Genomic DNA, 19,880 nt, shown 5'->3' with positions numbered 1-19,880 from the left:
GGGGGTGTGGGGTGGCGTCCCCTCGGACGGAATGGCCGCGCGTCGGGGGTTGTTGAACCCGGGTGCACGGCCGAGGAAGACCCTGACCCTGGAGGCGGCCCGCTTCGGGCGGTCCGCTTCGGCGGGGCTCGACTGCCATGTCGCCCTGCTTGGACGGTCTGTGCCCCCGTTTGGGTGGGTCGCCCTGGTTTGGGTGGGCGGTCGCCCCGCGTGGGCGGGTTGTACCGGCCCATGATCGTCCCGCTGTCGGCGGGCGCCCCGGTCCCGGGTCCCCGGGCCCCGGGCCCCGGGAATGATGCCGGGTGGTCGGTCGTTGTACATGGTCCCGGCGCCGCGAAGAGGCGATCCCCTCGCCCCGTGAGCGTTCCGGTCGATGACTTTCCCCCCCCCTTGCTTTGAGCGCCTGACGGTGCTTGCGCACACGGAATTGCCGTCTCCCCTCTTGTCGGCGGGTGTGCGCCAACCCCCGAATGGAGCTTTGTCATGAACACGATGCTGCGTAAGAGCGTTCTTGGTGTTGCTGGTCTGGCTTTCACCGGTGGTGTGTTCGCTGGTCCGATCGCGGCTCACGCGGCTGAGCCGGTGCACGCCAACCCGGCCGTCGTGCAGGCCGACAAGCCGGACAGCGGCAAGCTGATTCCGCATGGTGTGCAGGGCGCGCAGTCGAGGATCGGTCTGAACGACGAGCAGACCGGCAACGTGAAGGCGATCATCGCGGCGACGAAGAAGGCCGGGATGCCGGAGCGGGCTGCGGTGGTGTCGATCGCGACGAGTCTGCAGGAGTCGAAGCTGGAGAACCTGGGCCACCTCGGCGACAAGAATGACCATGACTCGCTGGGTCTGTTCCAGCAGCGTCCGTCCAGTGGTTGGGGTTCGCCGGAGCAGATCACCGATCCGGAGTACTCGACGATGGCGTTCCTGAAGGGTCTGAAGCAGGTTGACGGGTGGCAGGACATGCCGCTGACCAAGGCCGCCCAGACGGTGCAGGTGTCGGCGTACCCGGATGCCTACGCCCAGTGGGAGCAGCAGGCCGCCGACCTGGTCGCCCAGCACTGGAACAGCTGACAACCACAGAACACGAACACATGAACATCGCTGGCCGGCACCCCGCAACCCGGGGTGCCGGCCAGCGGCGTTTGGACGGCGCGTCCAAGAGCCGAACCGAGCGGTCTCAGGGGCTGGGGTGGAGCCGGCGGCGGCAGTGGTAGACCAGGGCCGGTGGCAGGTTGGTCCAGACGGTCCGGCCGACGGTCACCTCGTCGAAGGCGCCGGCCAGCAGCCGGTGGAAGCGTCGCGCCGGGCGGGTCGGCAGCGCGTGCCGGTACGCGAACGTGGTGAAGACCCCACCCGTGCCCAGCGCTCCGACCACGGCGTCGAGGATGGCCTGCTGCCGCCCGGCCGGAAAGGCGGCCCAGGGCAGCCCGCTGACGACCACGTCGGCCGGTGCCAGTCGGCGTTCTCCCAGTAGTTCTCCGAGGGCGGCGGCGTCGGCGCGTACCACCTCGACGGTGGGGTGCCGGCGGGCCAGACCGGCGGCGAACGCCGGGTTGAGTTCGACCGCCAGGTGGTGACCGCGGCCGGCCAGTCGCTGCTGGATCGCCCGGGTGAAGGCTCCGGTCCCTGGGCCCAGCTCTACCACCAGGGGATGCCCGACCCGTGGCACGGCCGCCGTGATGTCCCGGGCCAGCGCTGACCCGCTGGGCAGCACCGCGCCGGTGGCGATCGGGTGCCGGACGAACTGGACGAGGAAGGCCGGTGCGTCGCTGATCATGCCGATCGACGCTAGGTGCGGGACAGCGGTGCGGCCCTCGTGCCGGTGGTCCGCGTACCGGCCATCTGGAGGAGGCGCGGCGGCCGATGGGAGGGCCGGCGCAGGCGGTGTACGTCCGTATGGTTGGCCAGGTGACGGGTGGGTGGTGGCGTGGCTGGTGGCGCGAGCTGTTGCTCGGGCTGACCACGGCCGCCCTGGGCCTGGCCAGTACCCGGGTCGAGTCGGCCGGGAAGGAGTGGGCGTGGGTCTTCCCGGTCCTTGCCGGGCTCACTCTGGTGGCCGTACGCCGGTGGCCCTGGCCGGCGCTGCTCGCGGAGTCGGCGCTGCTGCTCGTCGCGGGGGCGGTGACGCCGGCCGGAACGAACACCCCGCAGCTCGCCGCGGCGGTCGCGTTGGGCTACGTCGCGTACCTGTGCGGCCGGGCCTCGACGGCGGCGGCGTACGTCCTCTTCCTCGGGGTGACGCTGGTTGACATCCTGCACCACACCGGTGCCGAGGTGCTCTCCGGCGGCACCGGGTTGGTCCGCCTGATCATGCTGGCCGCGGTCGTCGCCGCGCCGGTGGCGTTCGGCCGGTACCTGCGCGGGGTGCGGCTCGCCGCGGCGGCGGCCGAGGAACGCGCCCGGGAGGTGGAGGAGCGCCGGGCGGCCGAGACCCGGGCGGCCCGGCTCACCGAGCGGGCCGCCATCGCGCGGGACCTGCACGACATCGTGGCCCACCACATTGCGGCGATCGCCCTGCGCGCCGGCGCAGCCCGGTACGCGGTGCAGCACACCGGCCGGACCGACGAGGCGGTGTCGGCCCTGAGCGAGCTGCGCGACACCGCCGGGCAGGTGCTCGACGAACTGCGGGAGCTGCTGGAGGTGCTGCGGGACCCGGAGGCGGTCGAGCCGGTCGAGCCGCAGGTGGAGCCGGAGCAGGTGATCCGGGACGCCACCCGGCGGGTCCGCGAGGCGGGCGTGGCGGTCCAGGTGACGGTGCCGCCGGCGCTGGCCGGGGTGCCGCTGGTGGTGGGTACGACGGCCGCCCGGGTGGTGCGGGAGGCGCTGACCAACACCCTCAAGCATGCCGGACCGGGGGCGATCGCCTCGGTGGACGTCCGGGTGGTCGGCGGTGCGCTGCTGCTGGAGGTGCTCGACAGCGGGCCGGTGCGGCCGCGTTCCGCGCTGCCGGCGTCCGGGTATGGATTGAACGGGATGCGGGAGCGGGTCGGCCTGCTCGGTGGCACGCTCACCGCTGCGGCCACGGACGGCGGTGGCTGGCGGGTGCGGGCCCGCCTGCCGATCAGGGAGAACGCGTGATCAGGGTGCTCGTGGTCGACGACCAGACCCTCGTCCGGGCCGGGGTCGGCCTGCTGCTGCGGACGGCGGGCGGCTTCGAGGTGGTGGGCGAGGCGGGGGACGGCCACGACGCCGTACGCCTCGTCGAGCGGTTGCGGCCGGACGTGATTCTCATGGACCTGCGGATGCCCCGGATGGACGGCATCGAGGCGACCCGACGGATCCTGGACCGGCAGCCGTCCGCTCGGGTGCTGGTGTTGACCACCTTCGCCGACGACGCCAACGTGTACGGCGCGCTCCGCGCGGGCGCGATCGGCTACCTGGTGAAGGACGGCGCTCCGGAGGAGTTGGTGGACGCGGTACGCCGGGCGGCGCGGGGCGAGGCGTTGCTGGCCCCGCCGGTGCTGGCCAGCGTCCTGCACCGGGCGCTCGCGGCACACGACCGGGAGCGGCGGCCCCGCCCGGACGGGCACGGGGCGGGCCTGCGGCTGCTCAGCGCGCGGGAGCGGGAGGTGCTGGCCCTGGTCGGCGCCGGGCTGTCGAACGCGGAGATCGGCGCCCGACTGCACCTGGGGATCACCACCGTTAAGACACACGTGTCGGCCGCGATGGAGAAGCTGGAGCTACGTAACCGGGTGCAGGCGGCGGTGCTGGCGCACCGGCTGGGCCTGGTCGACGACGACTTCAACCCCGTGCCGGGCGCGGGGCAGCCTTAGGGGAGGGGCCGGCCAGTTGGAGGACCCGGCCCGGCCCGCGGAAGGACGGCGCGGCGGCTTCGCCCCGGCAGGCTGGTTGACGTGGCTCTCCTGGATTCCCTGCTGGACCGGCTCGACACCCTGCCGCCGGGTCAGGTCCTGCTGGCCGCCGCGGCCGTGCTCGCCGCCGAGGTGGGGCTGCTGATCGGCCTGGTGCTGCCGGCCGCCACCACGATGCTGACGGTCGGCCTGCTGGCCCGGGCCGGTCGCCTCGACCTGGGTGTCGCGTTGTCCGTCACCACGCTCGCGGCGTTCGCCGGGGACCAGGTCGGCTACCTGGAGGGACGGCTGCTCGGGTCCCGGCTGCGCCGTGGTCGGCTGGGCCGCTGGGTGGGGGAGGGCCGGTGGCGACGGGCCGAGACCCTGGTCGCGTCCCGGGGCGGGTCGGCCGTGCTGCTCGGCCGCTGGACCGCCTTCGTCCGCACCCTGGTGCCCCGGGTGGCCGGGGCGGCCGGGTTGCCGTACCGGCGGTTCGTGCTCTTCGACGCGCTGGCGGTGGCGGTCTGGGTGCCGGGGACGGTGCTGCTCGGCTGGGCGGTCGGCGCGGTGCCGACCGCGTTGCCGGCCGCCGCGGGGGTGCTGGTCGTCGCGGCGGTCGCCGTCGCGGTCGGCGGCCACCGGTTCCGGGTACGCCGGTACGCGCGGACCTGTGCCGGACCGGTCCGGGGCCGCCGACGGTTGACCGGTTGGCGGGTCGGCTCCCGCCGGCCGGGTGCCGGCCGCAGCGCCCCGGCCCGTCGGGGTGCACCGGACCGATCCTGAGCGCCGGGGATCCGTGGCGGGGCGTGGCCGTCAGTCGAGCGCGGCGACCAGCTCCACCTCGTACCCCTGGCCGTCGGCGAGGTAGGCGGCGTAGGTGCCGGGGCCGCCGGCGTGCGGGTGGCGGTCCGGGAAGAGTAGTTCCCAGCCGTGCTCCGGGGCGGCCGCGACCAGCCGGTCCACGGCGGCCGGCGGGCCGGCGTGGAAGGCCAGATGGTTGAGGCCCGGCGCGAGCCGGTCGTGCACCCGACCGCTCAACGCCGGGGATTCCTCGATCACCAGGTACGTGGAGCCGAGCCGCCAGGACCGGCCGGCCGGCCAGTCCTGGTACGGCGTCCAGCCCAACTCGCCGAGAAGCCAGCCCCAACCGGCATTGGCGGCGGCGAGATCGGGTACCCAGACCTCGACGTGGTGCAGGCCGCCGACGGTCAGCGCTTCCCGCCCGGCACCCATAGCACATCTCCGTTCGGATTTGCCGTTCTTGCCAGGATAAAGAGCAGATCCGAGAGCCGGTTGAGATACTTTGCCGGGAGGGGGCTGGTCCGCTCCGGGTCGTGGGCGATCAGGGCCCACGCCGCACGCTCGGCGCGTCGGGCGGTCGTCCGTGCCACGTGCAGCAGCGCCGCGCCCGCGGTGCCGCCGGGGAGGATGAAGGAGTCGAGCTTGCCCAGGCGCCCGTTGTACTCGTCGCACCAGCCTTCGAGGCGCTCCACGTACTCCTCGGTGACCCGTAGCGGCGGGTACGCCGGGTTCGGCTCGACCGGGGTTGCCAGGTCCGCGCCGACGTCGAACATGTCGTTCTGGATCGACTCCAGCACCGCCCGGAGTTCGTCGTCGAGCTGCCCGAGGGCGAGCGCGACGCCGATCGCCGCGTTGCACTCGTCGACGTCCGCGTACGCGGCGATCCGCGGATCGGTCTTCGGCACCTGCTCGTTGTTGCTCAGCCTGGTCATGCCGGCGTCGCCGGCCTTGGTGTAGATGCGCGTGAGGTGGACGGCCATGACGCACAGCCTACGGATACCGGATCTGACCATCCCGGCGCGACCGGGCCGGAGCGGCTGGACAGCCGGCGTCGGGCCGGGCGACGCCGGGGACCCGGCGGTCAGCGACGTCGACGTCATCCGGGTGCACGGTGAGGCCCGGCTGGCCGGCAGTGTGCACGTCGTCGGGGCGAAGAACTCCGCACTCAAGCTGATGGCTGCCGCCCTGCTCGCCCCGGGGCGCAGCGTGATCACCAACGTCCCCCGGATCACCGACATCGCCATCATGGGGGAGGTGCTGCGCCGGCTCGGCTGCGGCGTACGGTTCGCCGCCGACGACCCGGTCGACCCGATGGTGGCCCGGGGCGGGGTGGAGCGCTCCCGGTCGGTCGTCATCGACGTACCGGAACGGCCCGGCGCGGAGGCCGACTACGACCTGGTCCGCCGGTTGCGGGCGTCGATCTGCGTGCTCGGCCCGCTGCTGGCCCGCCGGGGGTACGTGCGGGTGGCCCACCCCGGCGGGGACGCCATCGGCTCGCGCGGCCTGGACATGCACATCTCCGGGCTGACCAGGATGGGTGCGAACATCTCCGGTGAGCACGGTTTCGTCATCGCCGAGGCCCCCGACGGGCTGCACGGCGCGGACATCGTGCTGGACTTCCCGAGCGTCGGCGCCACGGAGAACCTGGTGATGGCGGCGGTGCTGGCCCAAGGCGTCACCACGATCGACAACGCCGCCCGGGAGCCGGAGATCGTCGACATCTGCTCGATGCTGATCCGGATGGGGGCCCGGATCGAGGGGGAGGGCACCTCCACCCTGCACATCGTCGGGGTGCCCGAGCTGCATCCGGTCCGGCACGCCACGGTCGGCGACCGGATCGTCGCCGGCACCTGGGCGTTCGCCGCCGCGATGACCCGCGGGGACGTCACCGTGACCGGGATCGACCCGGCGTTCCTGGAGGTCGCGCTGGACAAACTGATCTCGGCCGGCGGCCTGGTGGAGACCCGGGAGGATGCCTTCCGGGTACGCGTCGACGACCGCCCGAAGGCGGTCGACGTGGTGACCCTGCCGTTTCCGGGCTTCGCCACCGACCTGCTGCCGATGGCGATCGGGCTGGCCGCGGTGAGCGACGGCGCGTCCCTGATCACCGAGAACATCTTCGACGGCCGGTTCATGTTCGCCAACGAGATGATGCGGCTCGGCGCGGACATCCGGACCGACGGCCACCACGCCCTGGTCTGCGGCCGGGACCGGCTCTCGGGCGCCCCGGTACGCGCGACCGACATCCGGGCCGGTGCCGGCCTGATCATCGCCGGGCTCTGCGCCGACGGGGTGACCGAGGTCTCCCATGTGCACCACGTCGACCGTGGCTACCCGGACTTCGTCGCCGACCTGCGGGCGCTCGGCGTGGAGGTGGAACGCGGCACCGCGCCCGAGGAGCCGGATCTCGCCATCTGAGTGCGCCCGGCGCGGCCGCCCCGCGAGACACCCTTAGTGCTCGTTCAGGCTCGCCGACTAGGGTGCTGGCAGACACTCAATCAGGCGAGGGAGAAGCAGATGGCGGGTCGACTCGCGGTCGTCGGTGCCGGGCTGATGGGCTCGGGCATCGCCCAGGTCGCGGCGCAGGCGGGCTGGCAGGTGACGCTGCGGGACCTGGACGACGCGGCCACCAGGCGGGGCGTCGACGGCATTCGGAAGTCGCTGGAGAAGTTCGCCGAGAAGGGCAGGATCGAGGCGTCCGAGGTCGAGGCGACCCTGGCCCGGATCACCCCGACCACCGACCTGGAGGCGGCGGCCGACGCGGACGTCGTGGTCGAGGCGGTCTTCGAGAAGATCGAGATCAAGCACGAGGTGTTCCGCGCGCTGGACAAGATCTGCAAGGCCGACGCGGTGCTGGCCACCAACACCTCGGCCATCCCGGTCACCCAGATCGCCACCGCCACCGAGCGCCCCGAGTCGGTCGTCGGCACCCACTTCTTCTCGCCGGTGCCGATGATGAAGCTCTGCGAGCTGGTCCGGGGTTACAAGACCAGTGACGAGACGCTGGCCAGGGCGAAGGCGTTCGCCGAGGAGGTCGGCAAGACCGTGGTCGTGGTCAACCGGGACATCGCCGGCTTCGTCACCACCCGGCTGATCTGCGCGCTGGCCATGGAGGCGGTCCGGCTGGTCGAGTCGGGCGTCATGTCGGCCGAGGACCTGGACACCGCGTGCAAGCTCGGCTTCGGGCACGCCATGGGCCCGCTGGCCACCGTCGACCTGACCGGCGTGGACGTGCTGCTCAACGCCACGAAGAACATCTACACCGACACCGCGGACGAGAAGTTCTTCCCGCCGGAGCTGCTCCAGCGCATGGCGACCGCGGGCGACCTGGGCCGCAAGACCGGCCAGGGCTTCTACGCGTACTGAGCGTGTTAATAGGGGCCCCCTGCTATGCGCCAGGCGTTAACAGGGGGCCCCTCCTTGCACCTCAGCCGTCGCGCTTGGTGGTCCAGCGGAAGGTGGTCAGGCAGAGGGCCAGGCCGATCACGCACCAGATCGCCAGCACCAGGGCGACCCGGCCCAGCTCGAACGAGCCGGCCGGCTCCTGACCGGCGAAGCTCTCCGGCAGGAAGACCGAACGCAGCCCCTGGCACATCCACTTCAGCGGGAAGATCGCCGCCACCTGTTGCATCCAGTTGGGCAGCTCGGTGAAGACGAAGAACACCCCGGAGATGAACTGGAGGACCAGGGCGACCGGGGTGACCACGGCCGAGCCGCTGCGGGCGGTCCGGGCCAGCGAGGAGATGGCGATCCCGCCGAGGGTGCACGCGGTGACGCCGAGCGTGGCGACCCAGCCGAAGGTGAACCACTTCGCGGCGGTGTCGGGCAGCTTCAGGTCGAACAGCAGCACGGCGACGAGCAGCAGCAGGGCGGTCTCGGCGACGCCGATCGCCACCACCATGATCACCTTGCCGGCGAACCACACCCATTTCGGCATCGGGGTGCCCCGGTAGCGCTTGAGTACGCCCCGGTCCCGCTCGATCGGGATCCAGATGCCGAGGTTCTGGAAGCTCACCGTCATCAGGCCGCTGGCGATCATGCCGGTGATGAAGTACTGGGTGAACTTCACCCCGCCACCGATCTCGCCGTGGAAGATCGAGGCGAAGATCAGGATCATGATGATCGGGAAGCCCATCGTGAACACGACGGACTCCCGGCTGCGCAGAAACTGGGTGATCTCCATCCGGCCCTGCCGCAGCGCGAGCGCGCCCGGCCCGAGCCGCCGGGCCGCGGGAGCGGCGACCGGGGCCGCCGGCTTCGTGGTGGTCGTCATCGGTGTCCGATCATCTTCAGGTAGACGTCTTCCAGGGTCGGCCGGGTCACCGTGAGGCCCGGGACCTCACCGCCGAAGCGCGCGGCCAGCTCCGCCACCAGCGCCGTCGGCGTCGCGCTCGCCGTGCTCTCCAACATCCCGTCCGGGGTACGCCAGGAGACCGTCGCCAGCGCCTCCTGCCGGTTGCCCAGCCGGTTGGGCGGGGCCACCTCGACCACCCGCCCGGCGGCGATCACGCCGACCCGGTCGGCGAGCGCCTCGGCCTCGTCGAGGTAGTGCGTGGTCAGCACGATGGTGGTGCCGGCCGCGGCCAGGTCCCGGATCAGTTCCCAGAACTCCCGCCGCGCCTCCGGGTCGAAACCGGTGGTCGGCTCGTCGAGGAAGAGCAGTTCGGGGCGGCCGACGATGCCCAGCGCCACGTCGAGGCGGCGCTTCTGCCCACCGGAGAGGGTGTGCGTACGGGCCTTGGCCTTGGCGGCCAGCCCGACCCGTTCGATCACCTTGTCCGGGTCGTCGGCGGCCGGGTAGAAGCCGGCGAAGTGCCGGACCACCTCGGCGACGGTCAGTTCGTCGAACTCCCCGGTGCCCTGCAACACGATGCCCACCCGGGAGCGCCAGGCGGGGTCCGGGCGGGCCGGGTCGCTGCCGAGTACGCGTACCTCGCCGGCGTCGCGCTGCCGGTAGCCCTCCAGGATCTCCACGGTGGTGGTCTTGCCCGCGCCGTTCGGGCCGAGCAGGGCGAACACCTCGCCCCGGTGGACGTCGAGGTCCACGCCCGCCACCGCGACGTTGTCGCCGTACGCCTTGCGCAGTCCCCGTGCGGAGATCGCCAGCTCGTCATCCATGACGTCCAGTGTGCGACGTCGCCGGCCGGGTCCGTGGGCCAGGGTGTGGTAGCTATCCGACATGTCGCGTCGCTCGTACCCGGGGATCCCGTACATGGACGTGTGTGGTTTTCCACACCGCGCTCTACTGAACGGTAACTTAGACTCCCGTCATGGACGAGAAGGTTCTCGCGGGGCGGTTGCCGGAGCGCGACCGGCCCTGGGTGATGCGCACCTACGCCGGGCACTCCTCCGCCTCGGCCACCAACGCGCTCTTCCGCCGCAACCTGGCGAAGGGGCAGACCGGTCTCTCCGTCGCCTTCGACCTGCCCACCCAGACCGGGTACGACCCGGACCACGAGCTGGCCGCCGGCGAGGTGGGCCGGGTGGGCGTGCCGGTGGCGCACCTCGGCGACATGCGGGCCCTCTTCGACGGCCTACCGCTGGCCGAGATGAACACGTCCATGACCATCAACGCGCCGGCCATGTGGCTGCTCGGCCTCTACGCCACGGTCGCCACCGAGCAGGGCGCGGAGCTGACCCGCTGCGCCGGCACCACCCAGAACGACATCATCAAGGAGTACCTGTCCCGGGGAACCCACATCTTCCCGCCGGCCGCGTCGCTGCGGCTGACCGCGGACGTCATCGCGTACACACTGCGCGAGATGCCGAGATGGAACCCGGTCAACATCTGCTCGTACCACCTCCAGGAGGCGGGCGCGACGCCGGTGCAGGAGGTCGGCTTCGCCCTGGCCACCGCGGTCGCCGTCCTCGACGCCGTACGCGACTGCGGCCAGGTGCCGGCCGAGCGGATGGGCGACGTGGTCCAACGCGTCTCCTTCTTCGTCAACGCCGGGGTGCGCTTCGTCGAGGAGATCGCCAAGATGCGCGCCTTCGGCGCGCTGTGGGACGAGATCACCCGCGACCGGTACGGCGTCGAGAGCCCGAAGCAGCGCCGCTTCCGGTACGGCGTGCAGGTCAACTCGCTCGGCCTCACCGAGGCCCAGCCGGAGAACAATGTCCAGCGCATCGTGCTGGAGATGCTCGGCGTCACCCTCTCCCGGGACGCCCGGGCCCGCGCGGTGCAACTCCCCGCCTGGAACGAGGCGCTCGGCCTGCCCCGCCCCTGGGACCAGCAGTGGTCGCTGCGGATGCAGCAGGTGCTGGCGTACGAGTCGGACCTGCTGGAACATCCGGACCTGTTCGAGGGCTCGCACGTGATGACCGCGCTGGTCGACAATATCGTCGCCGGCGCCCGCGTCGAGCTGGCGAAGGTGCTGGAGATGGGCGGCGTGGTGGCCGCCGTGGAGACCGGCTACCTGAAGAGCGCCCTGGTGGCCTCGCTCGCCGACCGTCGCCGCCGGATGGAGGCCGGCATTGACGTGGTGGTGGGCGTCAACCGGTTCACCGAGACCGAGCCGTCGCCGCTGACCGCGGCCGGTGCCGAGGCGATCGAGCAGGTCGACCCGGCCGTCGAGGCAGCCGCCGCAGCCGCCGTACGCGAGTGGCGGGCCGGTCGGGACGCGGCGGCGGTGGACGCGGCACTGGACCGGCTGCGCGCGGACGCCGCGACCACGACGAACCTGATGGCCGCGACCCTGGCCTGCGTACGGGCCGGGGTGACCACCGGCGAGTGGGCGGGCGCCCTGCGCCAGGTCTTCGGCGAGTACCGGGCCCCAACCGGCCTGGCGGGTGCGGCCGGGGCCGGTGGCGACGCGGGGCTCGCGGCGGTCCGCGAGCGGGTCGCCGCCACCGCCCGCGAGCTGGGCAGCGGCCGGCTGCGGCTGCTGGTCGGCAAGCCCGGCCTGGACGGGCACTCCAACGGCGCCGAGCAGATCGCGGTACGCGCCCGCGACGCCGGCTTCGAGGTGGTCTACCAGGGAATCCGGCTGACCGCCGGGCAGATCGTGGCCGCCGCCGTCGAGGAGGACGTCGACCTGGTCGGCCTCTCGGTGCTCTCCGGCTCGCACCTGGCCGCCGTACCGGCCGTACTCGACGGGTTGCGCGCCGCCGGGCGGGGCGACCTGCCCGTGGTGGTCGGCGGCATCATCCCGGCCGGCGACGCCGAGGCCCTGCGCGTGGCCGGCGTGGCCCGCGTTTTCACCCCGAAGGACTTCGCGCTGACCGGCATCATCGACGAGCTGGTCACCGTAATCCGCGAATCCAACAGCCTGAGCTGAAAGGAAGGGCCCCTTATTAACGCCTGGCGTTGTACAGGGGCCCCTTTTAACGCCTGCGCGTGGGTCAGCGGCTCTGGTACGTCATGCAGTCGGCCAACTCCGTCACCCGGCCGACCGTGATCGCCGGGGCGTGGCACTCCAGGTCCGAGTTGTGCCGGCAGTCGGAGCGCTGACAGGCCCCCACCTGCGCGACCAGTTGCTCGCTTCCGCCACGTACCGGCATCTCGACGAATGTGTGGCAGCGGGCGTGATCACTGCTGCCGACCGTGATGGCGAAGGCGTGGCAGTCGTTGGTGCGGTTGTAGGCGCAGGAGGCGACGGTGCACTCCTGGACTCGGGGCATTTCCACCGCTGATGTCACCGATGTCTCCTTCGTCCGGCCTTATCCATGATTCTAGGAGTCTGAACAGTTTCTCGCTCTCGATTCGGCGTGCGCCACCTGCCGGACCGCCGCCATGGTCGACTCCGTGTGCGGTATTTGGTGGTCTCGGCCGGGGCGGGTGACCGCCGTGTGCGGCACATGGAGTGGATCACCCTGGTCCGGTTGTCCTCGGGTGTGGCTGACGCTCTTCCGGTCCGGCCCGCCCGGGCCTCGGCGGGGTCGTGGTCGACTCCGCGTGGGGATGTGGCGATGCTGGCGGGTGCCGGATGTCGGGCTTCTGAGCCCGTCCGCCTCCACTAGGTCTTGATCGACTCCGTGTGCGGTATGTGGTGGTCTCAGCCGGGCCGGTGACCACCGTTTGCGGCACATGGAGTGGATCACGGAGTTCCGCGATCAACCGGCGCCACGTTTTGTGCTGGATGTCCGGTTCGGGAGTGGGCGGCGGCATCCTGCGGCCGGAATGGCCGACGGGCGGGGGTCGTTGTACAGGGCTGCACGACCAAGGAGCCCCCAGGCCCCGGGCCGCCCGCTTCGGCGGGTGGGCCGATCCCGGGAATGACGCCGGGTGGTCGGTCGTTGTACATGGTCCCGGCGCCGCGAAGAGGCGATCCCATCGCCCCGTGAGCGTTCCGGTCGATGACTTTCCCCCTTCTCTTTTGAGCGCCTGACGGTGCTTGCGCACACGGAAATTGCCGTCTCCCCTTTTGTCGGCGGGTGTGCGCCAACCCCCGAATGGAGCTTGTCATGAACACGATGCTGCGTAAGAGCGTTCTTGGTGTTGCTGGTCTGGCTTTCACCGGTGGTGTGTTCGCTGGTCCGATCGCGGCTCACGCGGCTGAGCCGGTGCACGCCAACCCGGCCGTCGTGCAGGCCGACAAGCCGGACAGCGGCAAGCTGATTCCGCATGGTGTGCAGGGCGCGCAGTCGAGGATCGGTCTGAACGACGAGCAGACCGGCAACGTGAAGGCGATCATCGCGGCGACGAAGAAGGCCGGGATGCCGGAGCGGGCCGCGGTGGTGTCGATCGCGACGAGTCTGCAGGAGTCGAAGCTGGAGAACCTGGGCCACCTCGGCGACAAGAACGATCATGACTCGCTGGGTCTGTTCCAGCAGCGTCCGTCCAGTGGTTGGGGTTCGCCGGAGCAGATCACCGATCCGGAGTACTCGACGATGGCGTTCCTGAAGGGTCTGAAGCAGGTTGACGGGTGGCAGGACATGCCGCTGACCAAGGCCGCGCAGACGGTGCAGGTGTCGGCGTACCCGGATGCCTACGCCCAGTGGGAGCAGCAGGCCGCCGACCTGGTCGCCCAGCACTGGAACAGCTGACAACCACAGAACACGAACCACATGAACATCGCTGGCCGGCACCCCGCAACCGGGGTGCCGGCCAGCGGCGTCTCTGCAGATCCTGGGCAGCGCGAGCGGCCGCCCGGAACCGGGCGCCCCCATGCGCGGCAGCGACCCGCCACCAGGCCCAGAGCTAGACCCGGAACCCCGCCGCCCGGGCGGCCTGCAGCTCCCGGCGCCGTGACCTGCGTCGGGGCAGGAACCAGAACAGGAACGCGACGAACCCGAGCAGGAACGCCAGCACCAACACCGGCAGCAGGATCGCCACCGCCGACATGATCACGCTCGTCGCGTCTTCGGCGGTGCTGGCGACCGGAGCGCCGAAGCCGGCGGTGGCCGCGTTGATGACCGGGCGGGCCGCCGCCTTGACCAGGTGCACACCGAGCGCGATCAGTACGCCGACCACGACCGGTATCCACTGGTGCGAGGAGAAGAAGCTGTCCGGGTCGCTGACCGTGACGGTCTGGGAGCTGGAGCCGGCGCCGAAGGCCAGCCCGCCCGCGGTCGGCCGGACCACCGTCTGCACCACGTCGTTGATGTGGTCGACCACCGGCACCTTGTCCGCGACCACCTCGATGGCGAGCAGTACCCCGAGGATCAGGATGATCCAGCCGTTGCCGAGCCACTGCCAACCGTTGGGCAGGTCGACCAGGTCGGTGTAGCGCGCCAGCAGACCCATGAGGAGCAACGGGATGTACGCGTTCAGGCCGGCCGACGCGGCGAGACCGGAACCAGTGAGGACTTCGAACACGATCTCAATATCGCACCGGTACGCCAGTGGCGCTCGCCGGCCGACGCCGGGTGCTCGGCTACCCTCGTCGGGTGCGGTTGGTGATTGCGAAATGCTCGGTGGACTACGTCGGACGGCTCTCGGCACACCTGCCGCCGGCCACCCGGCTGCTCATGGTGAAGGCGGACGGCTCGGTGTCGATCCACGCGGACGACCGGGCGTACAAGCCGTTGAACTGGATGAGCCCGCCGTGTCGGCTGGAGGAGGCCCCCGGTGTGTGGCGGGTGGTCAACAAGGCCGGCGAGGAACTGCGGATCACCCTGGAGGAGGTCTTCCAGGACACCTCGTACGAGCTGGGGGTCGACCCGGGGCTGCGTAAGGACGGCGTCGAGGCGCATCTCCAGGAGCTGCTGGCCGCCAACCCGGAGACCTTCGGCGAGGGGTACACGCTGATCCGCCGCGAGTACATGACGGCGATCGGTCCGGTCGACCTGCTCTGCCGGGACGCCCAGCAGGGCACTGTCGCGGTGGAGGTGAAGCGGCGCGGCGAGATTGACGGCGTCGAGCAGCTCACCCGCTACCTGGAGCTGCTGAACCGGGATCCGCTGCTGGCCCCGGTGGCCGGCGTCTTCGCCGCACAGGAGATCAAGCCGCAGGCCCGGGTGCTCGCCACCGACCGGGGCATCCGCTGCGTGGTGGTCGACTACGACAAGCTGCGCGGTATCGAGCGCGACGAGCTGACCCTGTTCTGAGGGTGTCCCCGCCCCGGGGGGAGCCTCCCGGGGCGGGGAAGTCAGCGCCGCCCGTACATCATCTTGGCGGCCTTCACGAGGCGGGCGACGTCGGCCGGGGTGCGCTCGAAGGTCGTCGATGGCAGCAGCGAGCGGGCCCGGCGGCGGGTGATGGCCTTGGCGCGGCCGAACTCGCGCAGCCCGTCCTCGCCGTGGATGCGGCCGAAGCCGGAGTCGCCGACCCCGCCGAACGGCAGCGTCGACATGCCGGCGAAGGTGAGCGTCGAGTTGATCGAGGCCATCCCGGAGCGTAGCCGCCGCGCGACCGCCACGGCCCGCTTCCGGCCGAAGACCGAACCTCCCAGGCCGTACGAGAGGGCGTTGGCCCGCTCGACGGCCTCGTCCACGTCGCGTACCCGGTTGACGGTGATCGTCGGGCCGAAGGTCTCCTCGCGGACGGCGGCCGAGTCCTCGGGGACGTCCACCAGCACGGTCGGGTGGACGTACGGCGGCTGGACCGCGTCGGGGCCGCCGAGCACCACCCGCCCGCCGCGTGCGACGGCGTCGTCGATGTGCCGGCGGATGATGTCGAGCTGGGACGGCATGGTGATCGGGCCGATGTCGGCGTCGTCCGGGCCGACGGTGAGCCGGCCGGCCTTGGCCACCACCTTGTCGACGAAGGCGTCGAAGACCTGGTCGACCGCGTAGACCCGCTCGATGCCGATGCAGGTCTGCCCGGCGTTGGTCAGTGCCCCCCAGACGCACGCCTCGGCGGCGGCGTCCAGGTCGGCGTCGGCGTCCACGATCATCGCGTCCTTGCCGCCGGCCTCCAGCAGCACCGGGGTGAGCGACTCGGCGCAGGCGGCCATCACCTTCTTCGCGGTGGCGGTCGAGCCGGTGAAGGCCACCTTGGCCACGCCCGAGCGGCACAGCGCCGCACCGGCGTCGCCGAGGCCGTGTACGGCGGTGAGGACCGGCTGCTCCGGCACCACCTCGGCGAACCGGTCCACCAGCCACTGGCCGACGGTGGGGGTGTACTCGCTCGGCTTGAAAACAACAGCGTTGCCGGCGGCCAGGGCGTACGCGATGGAGCCGATCGGGGTGAAGGTGGGATAGTTCCACGGGCCGATCACGCCGACCACCCCGTACGGCTGGTATTCGAGGTGACCGCTGAACTCGGCGACGAGCAGCCGGGAGCGGACCCGCCGTGGCCCGAGCACCCGCCGGGCGTTGCGCGCGGCCCAGTCGATGTGCTCCAGCGCGGTCAGGATCTCCACGACGGCGTCGGCGACCGCTTTGCCGCCCTCGACGTGCGTCAGCTCGGCCAGTTCCTCGATCCGCCGGGCGAGCAGGGTACGCCAGCGCAGCAGCCGTTCCCGCCGGCCGGTGAAGCCGAGCCCGGCCCACCAGTCACCCGCCGCGCGGGCCCGCTCGACCGCACCCCGCACGTCCGCCTCGGTCGCGGCCGGGAACCGTCCGACCTCCGCGCCGGTCGCCGGGCTGGTCGAGATCAGGTGACCGTCCTCGACAACCGGGGTCCCCGGGACATGTACAGCCGTCATGGTCGAAGTCTAGACCCGAGCGTTACTCGCCGGTAGGTCGGCGTGCTGGCCGACCCGCGCCTGAGCACGCCGCGGCACCGGAGCGGGTCGGGCCAGCGCCGGGTGCGGGGCGGCCACACCAGGCGGCGGGCCGGGATGGCGACCGGGCACATGGCCGGGGCCGGCCCGGCCGTGGCAGCATGCGCGGATGCGGAGCGAGCAGCACACCGTCCAGGCCAACGGCATCACCCAGGCGGTACGGGTGGCCGGCCCGCCGGACGGCGTACCGGTGCTGTTCGTCCACGGCAACGTCTCGTCGTCCGCGTTCTGGGAGCCGTTGCTGCCCCGACTGCCGGAGACGCTCCGCGTCGTCGCCCCCGACCTGCGGGGATACGGCGACAGCGAGACCGCCCCGGTCGACGCGACCCGGGGCCTCGGCGACTTCGCCGACGACGTGGCGGCCCTGCTGGACGTCCCCGGGCTGTTCGCCCCCGGCGCGCGGCCGGTGGTGGTCGCGCACTCGCTGGGTGGTGGCGTGGCGATGCGGCTGCTGGTCGACCGCCCCGAGCGGGTGGCCGGCCTGCTGCTGGAGGCGCCGGTCTCGCCGTACGGCTTCGGCGGGACGCGGGACCTCGACGGCACACCGACCACACCGGACTCCGCCGGGACCGGCGCGGGCGGCGTCAACCCCGATTTCGTCGCCCGGCTCACCGCGCAGGACCGGGGCGAGGCGGCCCCGACCAGCCCGCGGAACGTGCTGCGCGCGGCCTACGTGGCCGATCCGGCGTCGCTCGGCGAGGACGAGGAGCTGCTGCTCGACAGCATGCTCACCACTGCCACCGGGGACGACAACTATCCGGGCACGTCGGTCGTCTCGCCGCACTGGCCGGGCACGGCGGCGGGGGAGCGCGGGGTGCTCAACGCGCTGGCGCCCGCGTGGTTCCGGATCGCCGACGAGCTGGTCGCCGTCCCGGCCAAGCCGCCGGTGACCTGGGTACGCGGCGACGCCGACGTGATCGTCTCGGACACCTCGCTGTTCGACCTGGCGTACCTGGGGTCGCTCGGGGCGATCCCCGGCTGGCCGGGTGCGGCGGATCGCCCGCCGCAGCCCATGGTCGGCCAGACCCGGGCCGTGCTGGACCGGTACGCGGCGGCCGGCGGGACGTACCGGGAGGTGGTGCTGCCCGGCTGCGGCCACAGCCCGCACCTGGAGCGGCCGGCCGAGTTCGTCGCGGAGCTGCTGGCGCTGGCCGGGGTGTCCACGGCGGCCTGACCCGGGGTGCCGGTCGGGCCCGCAGCCGACACGGCCGGATCCGTCGGGCTTCCGACGCCGGAGGCGGAGAGTGACGGACGTCGTGAAATACCCCACGGCACCTCGACAACACAGCGTCACGTGGCAGACTCCGGCGCATAGCCTTAGCCGCCGTTCAGCGACAGCGGCGGAGTCAACCAGGGGAGGCCGGTCGTGGCGCGCGAGTTCACCAGTGTGGGCGTGGTGGGGCTGGGCACTATGGGTGCCGGCATCGTCGAGGTGTTCGCCCGCAACGGCATCGACGTGGTGGCCGTGGAGATCTCCGAGGCCGCCCTGGAGCGCGGCCGGGCCACCCTCACCGGCTCGACCGACCGGGCCGTCGCCAAGGGCAAGCTCGCCGAGGCGGACCGGGACGCGCTGCTGTCCCGGGTCGACTTCCAGGTCGGGCTGGGCGCGTTGCACTCGGTGGACCTGGTCATCGAGGCCGTCCCCGAGCACCTGGACCTGAAGCAGCGGCTCTTCGCCGAGCTGGACCGGGTCTGCAAGCCCGAGGCGGTCCTGGCCACCAACACGTCCTCGCTGAGCGTCACCGAGATCTCCGTCGCCACCACCCGGCCCAACCAGGTCATCGGCATCCACTTCTTCAACCCGGCCCCGGTGATGAAGCTGGTCGAGGTGATCCGCACGGTGGTCACCTCCGCCGACGTGGTGGCCGACGTGGAGGCGCTCTGCGCGCGGCTCGGCAAGGTCGACGTGACGATCAACGACCGGGCCGGCTTCATCGCCAACGCGCTGCTCTTCGGCTACCTCAACCACGCGGTGAGCCTGTTCGAGGCGCGGTACGCCACCCGCGAGGACATCGACGCCGCGATGAAGCTCGGCTGCGGCCTGCCGATGGGCCCGCTCGCGCTGATGGACCTGATCGGCCTGGACACCGCGTACGAGATCCTGGACACCATGTACCGGCGCGGTGGCCGGGACCGCCGGCACGCCCCGGTGCCACTGATCAAGCAGATGGTCACCGCCGGGCTGCTGGGTCGGAAGTCCGGCCGGGGCTTCTACACCTACGAGCGGCCGGGCTCGCCGAGGGTCGTACCGGACGAGCAGACCCCGGCGACGACCGAGGCCGCGCTCGTCGACGGTGCCCGCGGCATCACCAAGGTCGGTGTGGTCGGCTCCGGGACCATGGCCACCGGCATCATCGAGGTCTTCGCCAAGGCCGGGTACGAGGTCGTCTCGGTGACCCGGGGCGCGGAGAAGTCGGCCAAGGTCTGCGAGGCGGTCAAGACCTCGCTGAACAAGGGCGTGGTCCGGGGCAAGCTGAGCGAGGAGGAGCGGGACGCCGCGCTGGGCCGGGTCACCTGGTCCGCCACCCTGGAGCACCTCGCCGACGTCGACCTGGTGGTCGAGGCGGTGGTCGAGGAGCTGAGCGTCAAGAAGGCCCTCTTCGCCAGCCTCGACGAGATCTGCAAGCCGGGCGTGGTGCTCGCCACCACCACCTCGTCGCTGACGGTGATCGACGTGGCGATGGCCACCCAGCGGCCGGCGGACGTGATCGGCCTGCACTTCTTCAACCCGGCGCCGATCATGTCGCTGGTGGAGATCGTGCGGACCATCCGCACCTCGGCGGAGACCACCGCCACCGCCCGGGCGGTCTGCGCCACGCTCGGCAAGACCGGTGTGGTCTGCGGTGACCGCTCTGGCTTCATCGTCAACGCGCTGCTCTTCCCGTACCTGAACGACGCGGTGAAGATGCTGGAGGCCAGCTACTCGACCGCCGACGACATCGACCACGCCATGAAGCTCGGCTGCGGCTACCCGATGGGCCCGTTCGAGCTGCTCGACGTGGTCGGCCTGGACGTCGCGCTGGCCATCCAGCGGGAGCTCTACCTGGAGCTGCGCGAGCCCGGTTTCGCCCCCGCACCGCTGTTGGAGCACCTGGTCACCGCCGGCTACCTGGGCCGCAAGAGTGGTCGTGGCTTCCGCGACCACACCAACCGCTGACCGGGTCAACACCGGGCGCCGGTGACGGCG

General features: G+C 71.8%; 19 protein-coding genes. 11 read left to right on the top strand and 8 right to left on the bottom strand.

Annotated features, from left to right (window positions below; translation table 11 throughout):
* The first annotated feature begins 483 nt into the window (after positions 1 to 483).
* Positions 484 to 1,065, top strand: coding sequence for a hypothetical protein (locus GA0070604_RS26170; protein ID WP_091124124.1), 582 nt, complete (start codon positions 484 to 486; stop codon positions 1,063 to 1,065).
* 106 nt (positions 1,066 to 1,171) lie between these two features.
* Here GA0070604_RS26170 and GA0070604_RS26165 read toward each other — a convergent pair whose 3' ends face one another.
* Positions 1,172 to 1,771 carry a class I SAM-dependent methyltransferase gene (locus GA0070604_RS26165; protein WP_091124166.1) on the bottom strand — a complete coding sequence of 200 codons (600 nt, stop codon included), beginning with the start codon at positions 1,769 to 1,771 and terminating at the stop codon, positions 1,172 to 1,174.
* A gap of 131 nt (positions 1,772 to 1,902) precedes the next feature.
* On the opposite strand from GA0070604_RS26165, the gene GA0070604_RS26160 reads away from it, so the two are divergent.
* The 3 genes from GA0070604_RS26160 to GA0070604_RS26150 all read left to right on the top strand — a co-directional run bounded on the left by GA0070604_RS26160 (position 1,903) and on the right by GA0070604_RS26150 (position 4,568).
* Positions 1,903 to 3,072 carry a sensor histidine kinase gene (locus tag GA0070604_RS26160; protein WP_141721402.1) on the top strand — a complete coding sequence of 390 codons (1,170 nt, stop codon included), beginning with the start codon at positions 1,903 to 1,905 and terminating at the stop codon, positions 3,070 to 3,072.
* Entirely contained in the window at positions 3,069 to 3,767 is a 699-nt protein-coding gene (locus GA0070604_RS26155; protein WP_091124160.1) for a response regulator, read from the top strand. Before GA0070604_RS26160 ends, GA0070604_RS26155 begins: the two co-directional genes overlap by 4 nt.
* 81 nt (positions 3,768 to 3,848) lie before the next feature.
* A complete protein-coding gene (locus GA0070604_RS26150; RefSeq protein WP_091124156.1) occupies positions 3,849 to 4,568 on the top strand; it encodes a DedA family protein in 720 nt (239 codons plus the stop codon).
* Positions 4,569 to 4,598: 30 nt separating this feature from the next.
* On the opposite strand, the gene GA0070604_RS26145 is transcribed toward GA0070604_RS26150, so the two are convergent.
* Both GA0070604_RS26145 and GA0070604_RS26140 read right to left on the bottom strand, forming a co-directional pair.
* Positions 4,599 to 5,018 carry a VOC family protein gene (locus tag GA0070604_RS26145; protein WP_091124152.1) on the bottom strand — a complete coding sequence of 140 codons (420 nt, stop codon included), beginning with the start codon at positions 5,016 to 5,018 and terminating at the stop codon, positions 4,599 to 4,601.
* Entirely contained in the window at positions 4,994 to 5,566 is a 573-nt protein-coding gene (locus GA0070604_RS26140) for a cob(I)yrinic acid a,c-diamide adenosyltransferase (protein ID WP_091124147.1), read from the bottom strand. Before GA0070604_RS26140 ends, GA0070604_RS26145 begins: the two co-directional genes overlap by 25 nt.
* Between GA0070604_RS26140 and murA the strand changes: the two genes are divergently transcribed.
* Together murA and GA0070604_RS26130 are read left to right on the top strand one after the other, a co-directional pair.
* The gene (gene murA / locus GA0070604_RS26135) at positions 5,565 to 7,004 is read left to right on the top strand and encodes a UDP-N-acetylglucosamine 1-carboxyvinyltransferase (protein WP_091124143.1); all 1,440 of its coding nucleotides are present in this window, start codon (positions 5,565 to 5,567) and stop codon (positions 7,002 to 7,004) included. The genes GA0070604_RS26140 and murA overlap by 2 nt on opposite strands.
* A gap of 99 nt (positions 7,005 to 7,103) precedes the next feature.
* Complete coding sequence (locus GA0070604_RS26130) at positions 7,104 to 7,952, top strand: 3-hydroxyacyl-CoA dehydrogenase family protein (protein ID WP_091124140.1); 849 nt, start codon at positions 7,104 to 7,106, stop codon at positions 7,950 to 7,952.
* Between the two features lie 61 nt (positions 7,953 to 8,013).
* On the opposite strand, the gene GA0070604_RS26125 is transcribed toward GA0070604_RS26130, so the two are convergent.
* Both GA0070604_RS26125 and GA0070604_RS26120 read right to left on the bottom strand, forming a co-directional pair.
* Positions 8,014 to 8,859, bottom strand: coding sequence for an ABC transporter permease (locus tag GA0070604_RS26125; protein ID WP_091124136.1), 846 nt, complete (start codon positions 8,857 to 8,859; stop codon positions 8,014 to 8,016).
* On the bottom strand, positions 8,856 to 9,704 hold the full coding sequence (locus GA0070604_RS26120; protein ID WP_091124133.1) for an ABC transporter ATP-binding protein: 849 nt from the start codon (positions 9,702 to 9,704) through the stop codon (positions 8,856 to 8,858). Before GA0070604_RS26120 ends, GA0070604_RS26125 begins: the two co-directional genes overlap by 4 nt.
* 152 nt (positions 9,705 to 9,856) lie before the next feature.
* Between GA0070604_RS26120 and GA0070604_RS26115 the strand changes: the two genes are divergently transcribed.
* Complete coding sequence (locus GA0070604_RS26115) at positions 9,857 to 11,863, top strand: protein meaA (RefSeq protein WP_091124130.1); 2,007 nt, start codon at positions 9,857 to 9,859, stop codon at positions 11,861 to 11,863.
* A 64-nt stretch (positions 11,864 to 11,927) separates the two neighbouring features.
* Here GA0070604_RS26115 and GA0070604_RS26110 read toward each other — a convergent pair whose 3' ends face one another.
* Entirely contained in the window at positions 11,928 to 12,224 is a 297-nt protein-coding gene (locus GA0070604_RS26110; protein WP_091124127.1) for a DUF1540 domain-containing protein, read from the bottom strand.
* Between the two features lie 765 nt (positions 12,225 to 12,989).
* Between GA0070604_RS26110 and GA0070604_RS26105 the strand changes: the two genes are divergently transcribed.
* Positions 12,990 to 13,571 (top strand): hypothetical protein, encoded by a 582-nt coding sequence (locus GA0070604_RS26105; protein ID WP_091124124.1) that lies wholly within the window; start codon positions 12,990 to 12,992, stop codon positions 13,569 to 13,571.
* Positions 13,572 to 13,725: 154 nt separating this feature from the next.
* On the opposite strand, the gene GA0070604_RS26100 is transcribed toward GA0070604_RS26105, so the two are convergent.
* Entirely contained in the window at positions 13,726 to 14,343 is a 618-nt protein-coding gene (locus GA0070604_RS26100; protein WP_091124121.1) for a DUF4126 domain-containing protein, read from the bottom strand.
* A 71-nt stretch (positions 14,344 to 14,414) separates the two neighbouring features.
* Here GA0070604_RS26100 and nucS point away from each other — a divergent pair, with 71 nt between their 5' ends.
* Positions 14,415 to 15,074, top strand: coding sequence for an endonuclease NucS (gene nucS, locus GA0070604_RS26095; protein WP_091127421.1), 660 nt, complete (start codon positions 14,415 to 14,417; stop codon positions 15,072 to 15,074).
* Positions 15,075 to 15,115: 41 nt separating this feature from the next.
* Here nucS and GA0070604_RS26090 read toward each other — a convergent pair whose 3' ends face one another.
* Positions 15,116 to 16,615 carry an aldehyde dehydrogenase family protein gene (locus GA0070604_RS26090; protein ID WP_091124119.1) on the bottom strand — a complete coding sequence of 500 codons (1,500 nt, stop codon included), beginning with the start codon at positions 16,613 to 16,615 and terminating at the stop codon, positions 15,116 to 15,118.
* Positions 16,616 to 16,802: 187 nt separating this feature from the next.
* On the opposite strand from GA0070604_RS26090, the gene GA0070604_RS26085 reads away from it, so the two are divergent.
* On the top strand, positions 16,803 to 17,867 hold the full coding sequence (locus GA0070604_RS26085) for an alpha/beta hydrolase (protein ID WP_091124116.1): 1,065 nt from the start codon (positions 16,803 to 16,805) through the stop codon (positions 17,865 to 17,867).
* A 192-nt stretch (positions 17,868 to 18,059) separates the two neighbouring features.
* A complete protein-coding gene (locus GA0070604_RS26080; RefSeq protein ID WP_091124113.1) occupies positions 18,060 to 19,850 on the top strand; it encodes a 3-hydroxyacyl-CoA dehydrogenase family protein in 1,791 nt (596 codons plus the stop codon).
* Positions 19,851 to 19,880 lie beyond the last annotated feature (30 nt).

The organism is Micromonospora eburnea (assembly GCF_900090225.1).
Lineage (GTDB): Bacteria > Actinomycetota > Actinomycetes > Mycobacteriales > Micromonosporaceae > Micromonospora > Micromonospora eburnea.
This window is presented reverse-complemented; position numbering and strand designations above follow the sequence as displayed.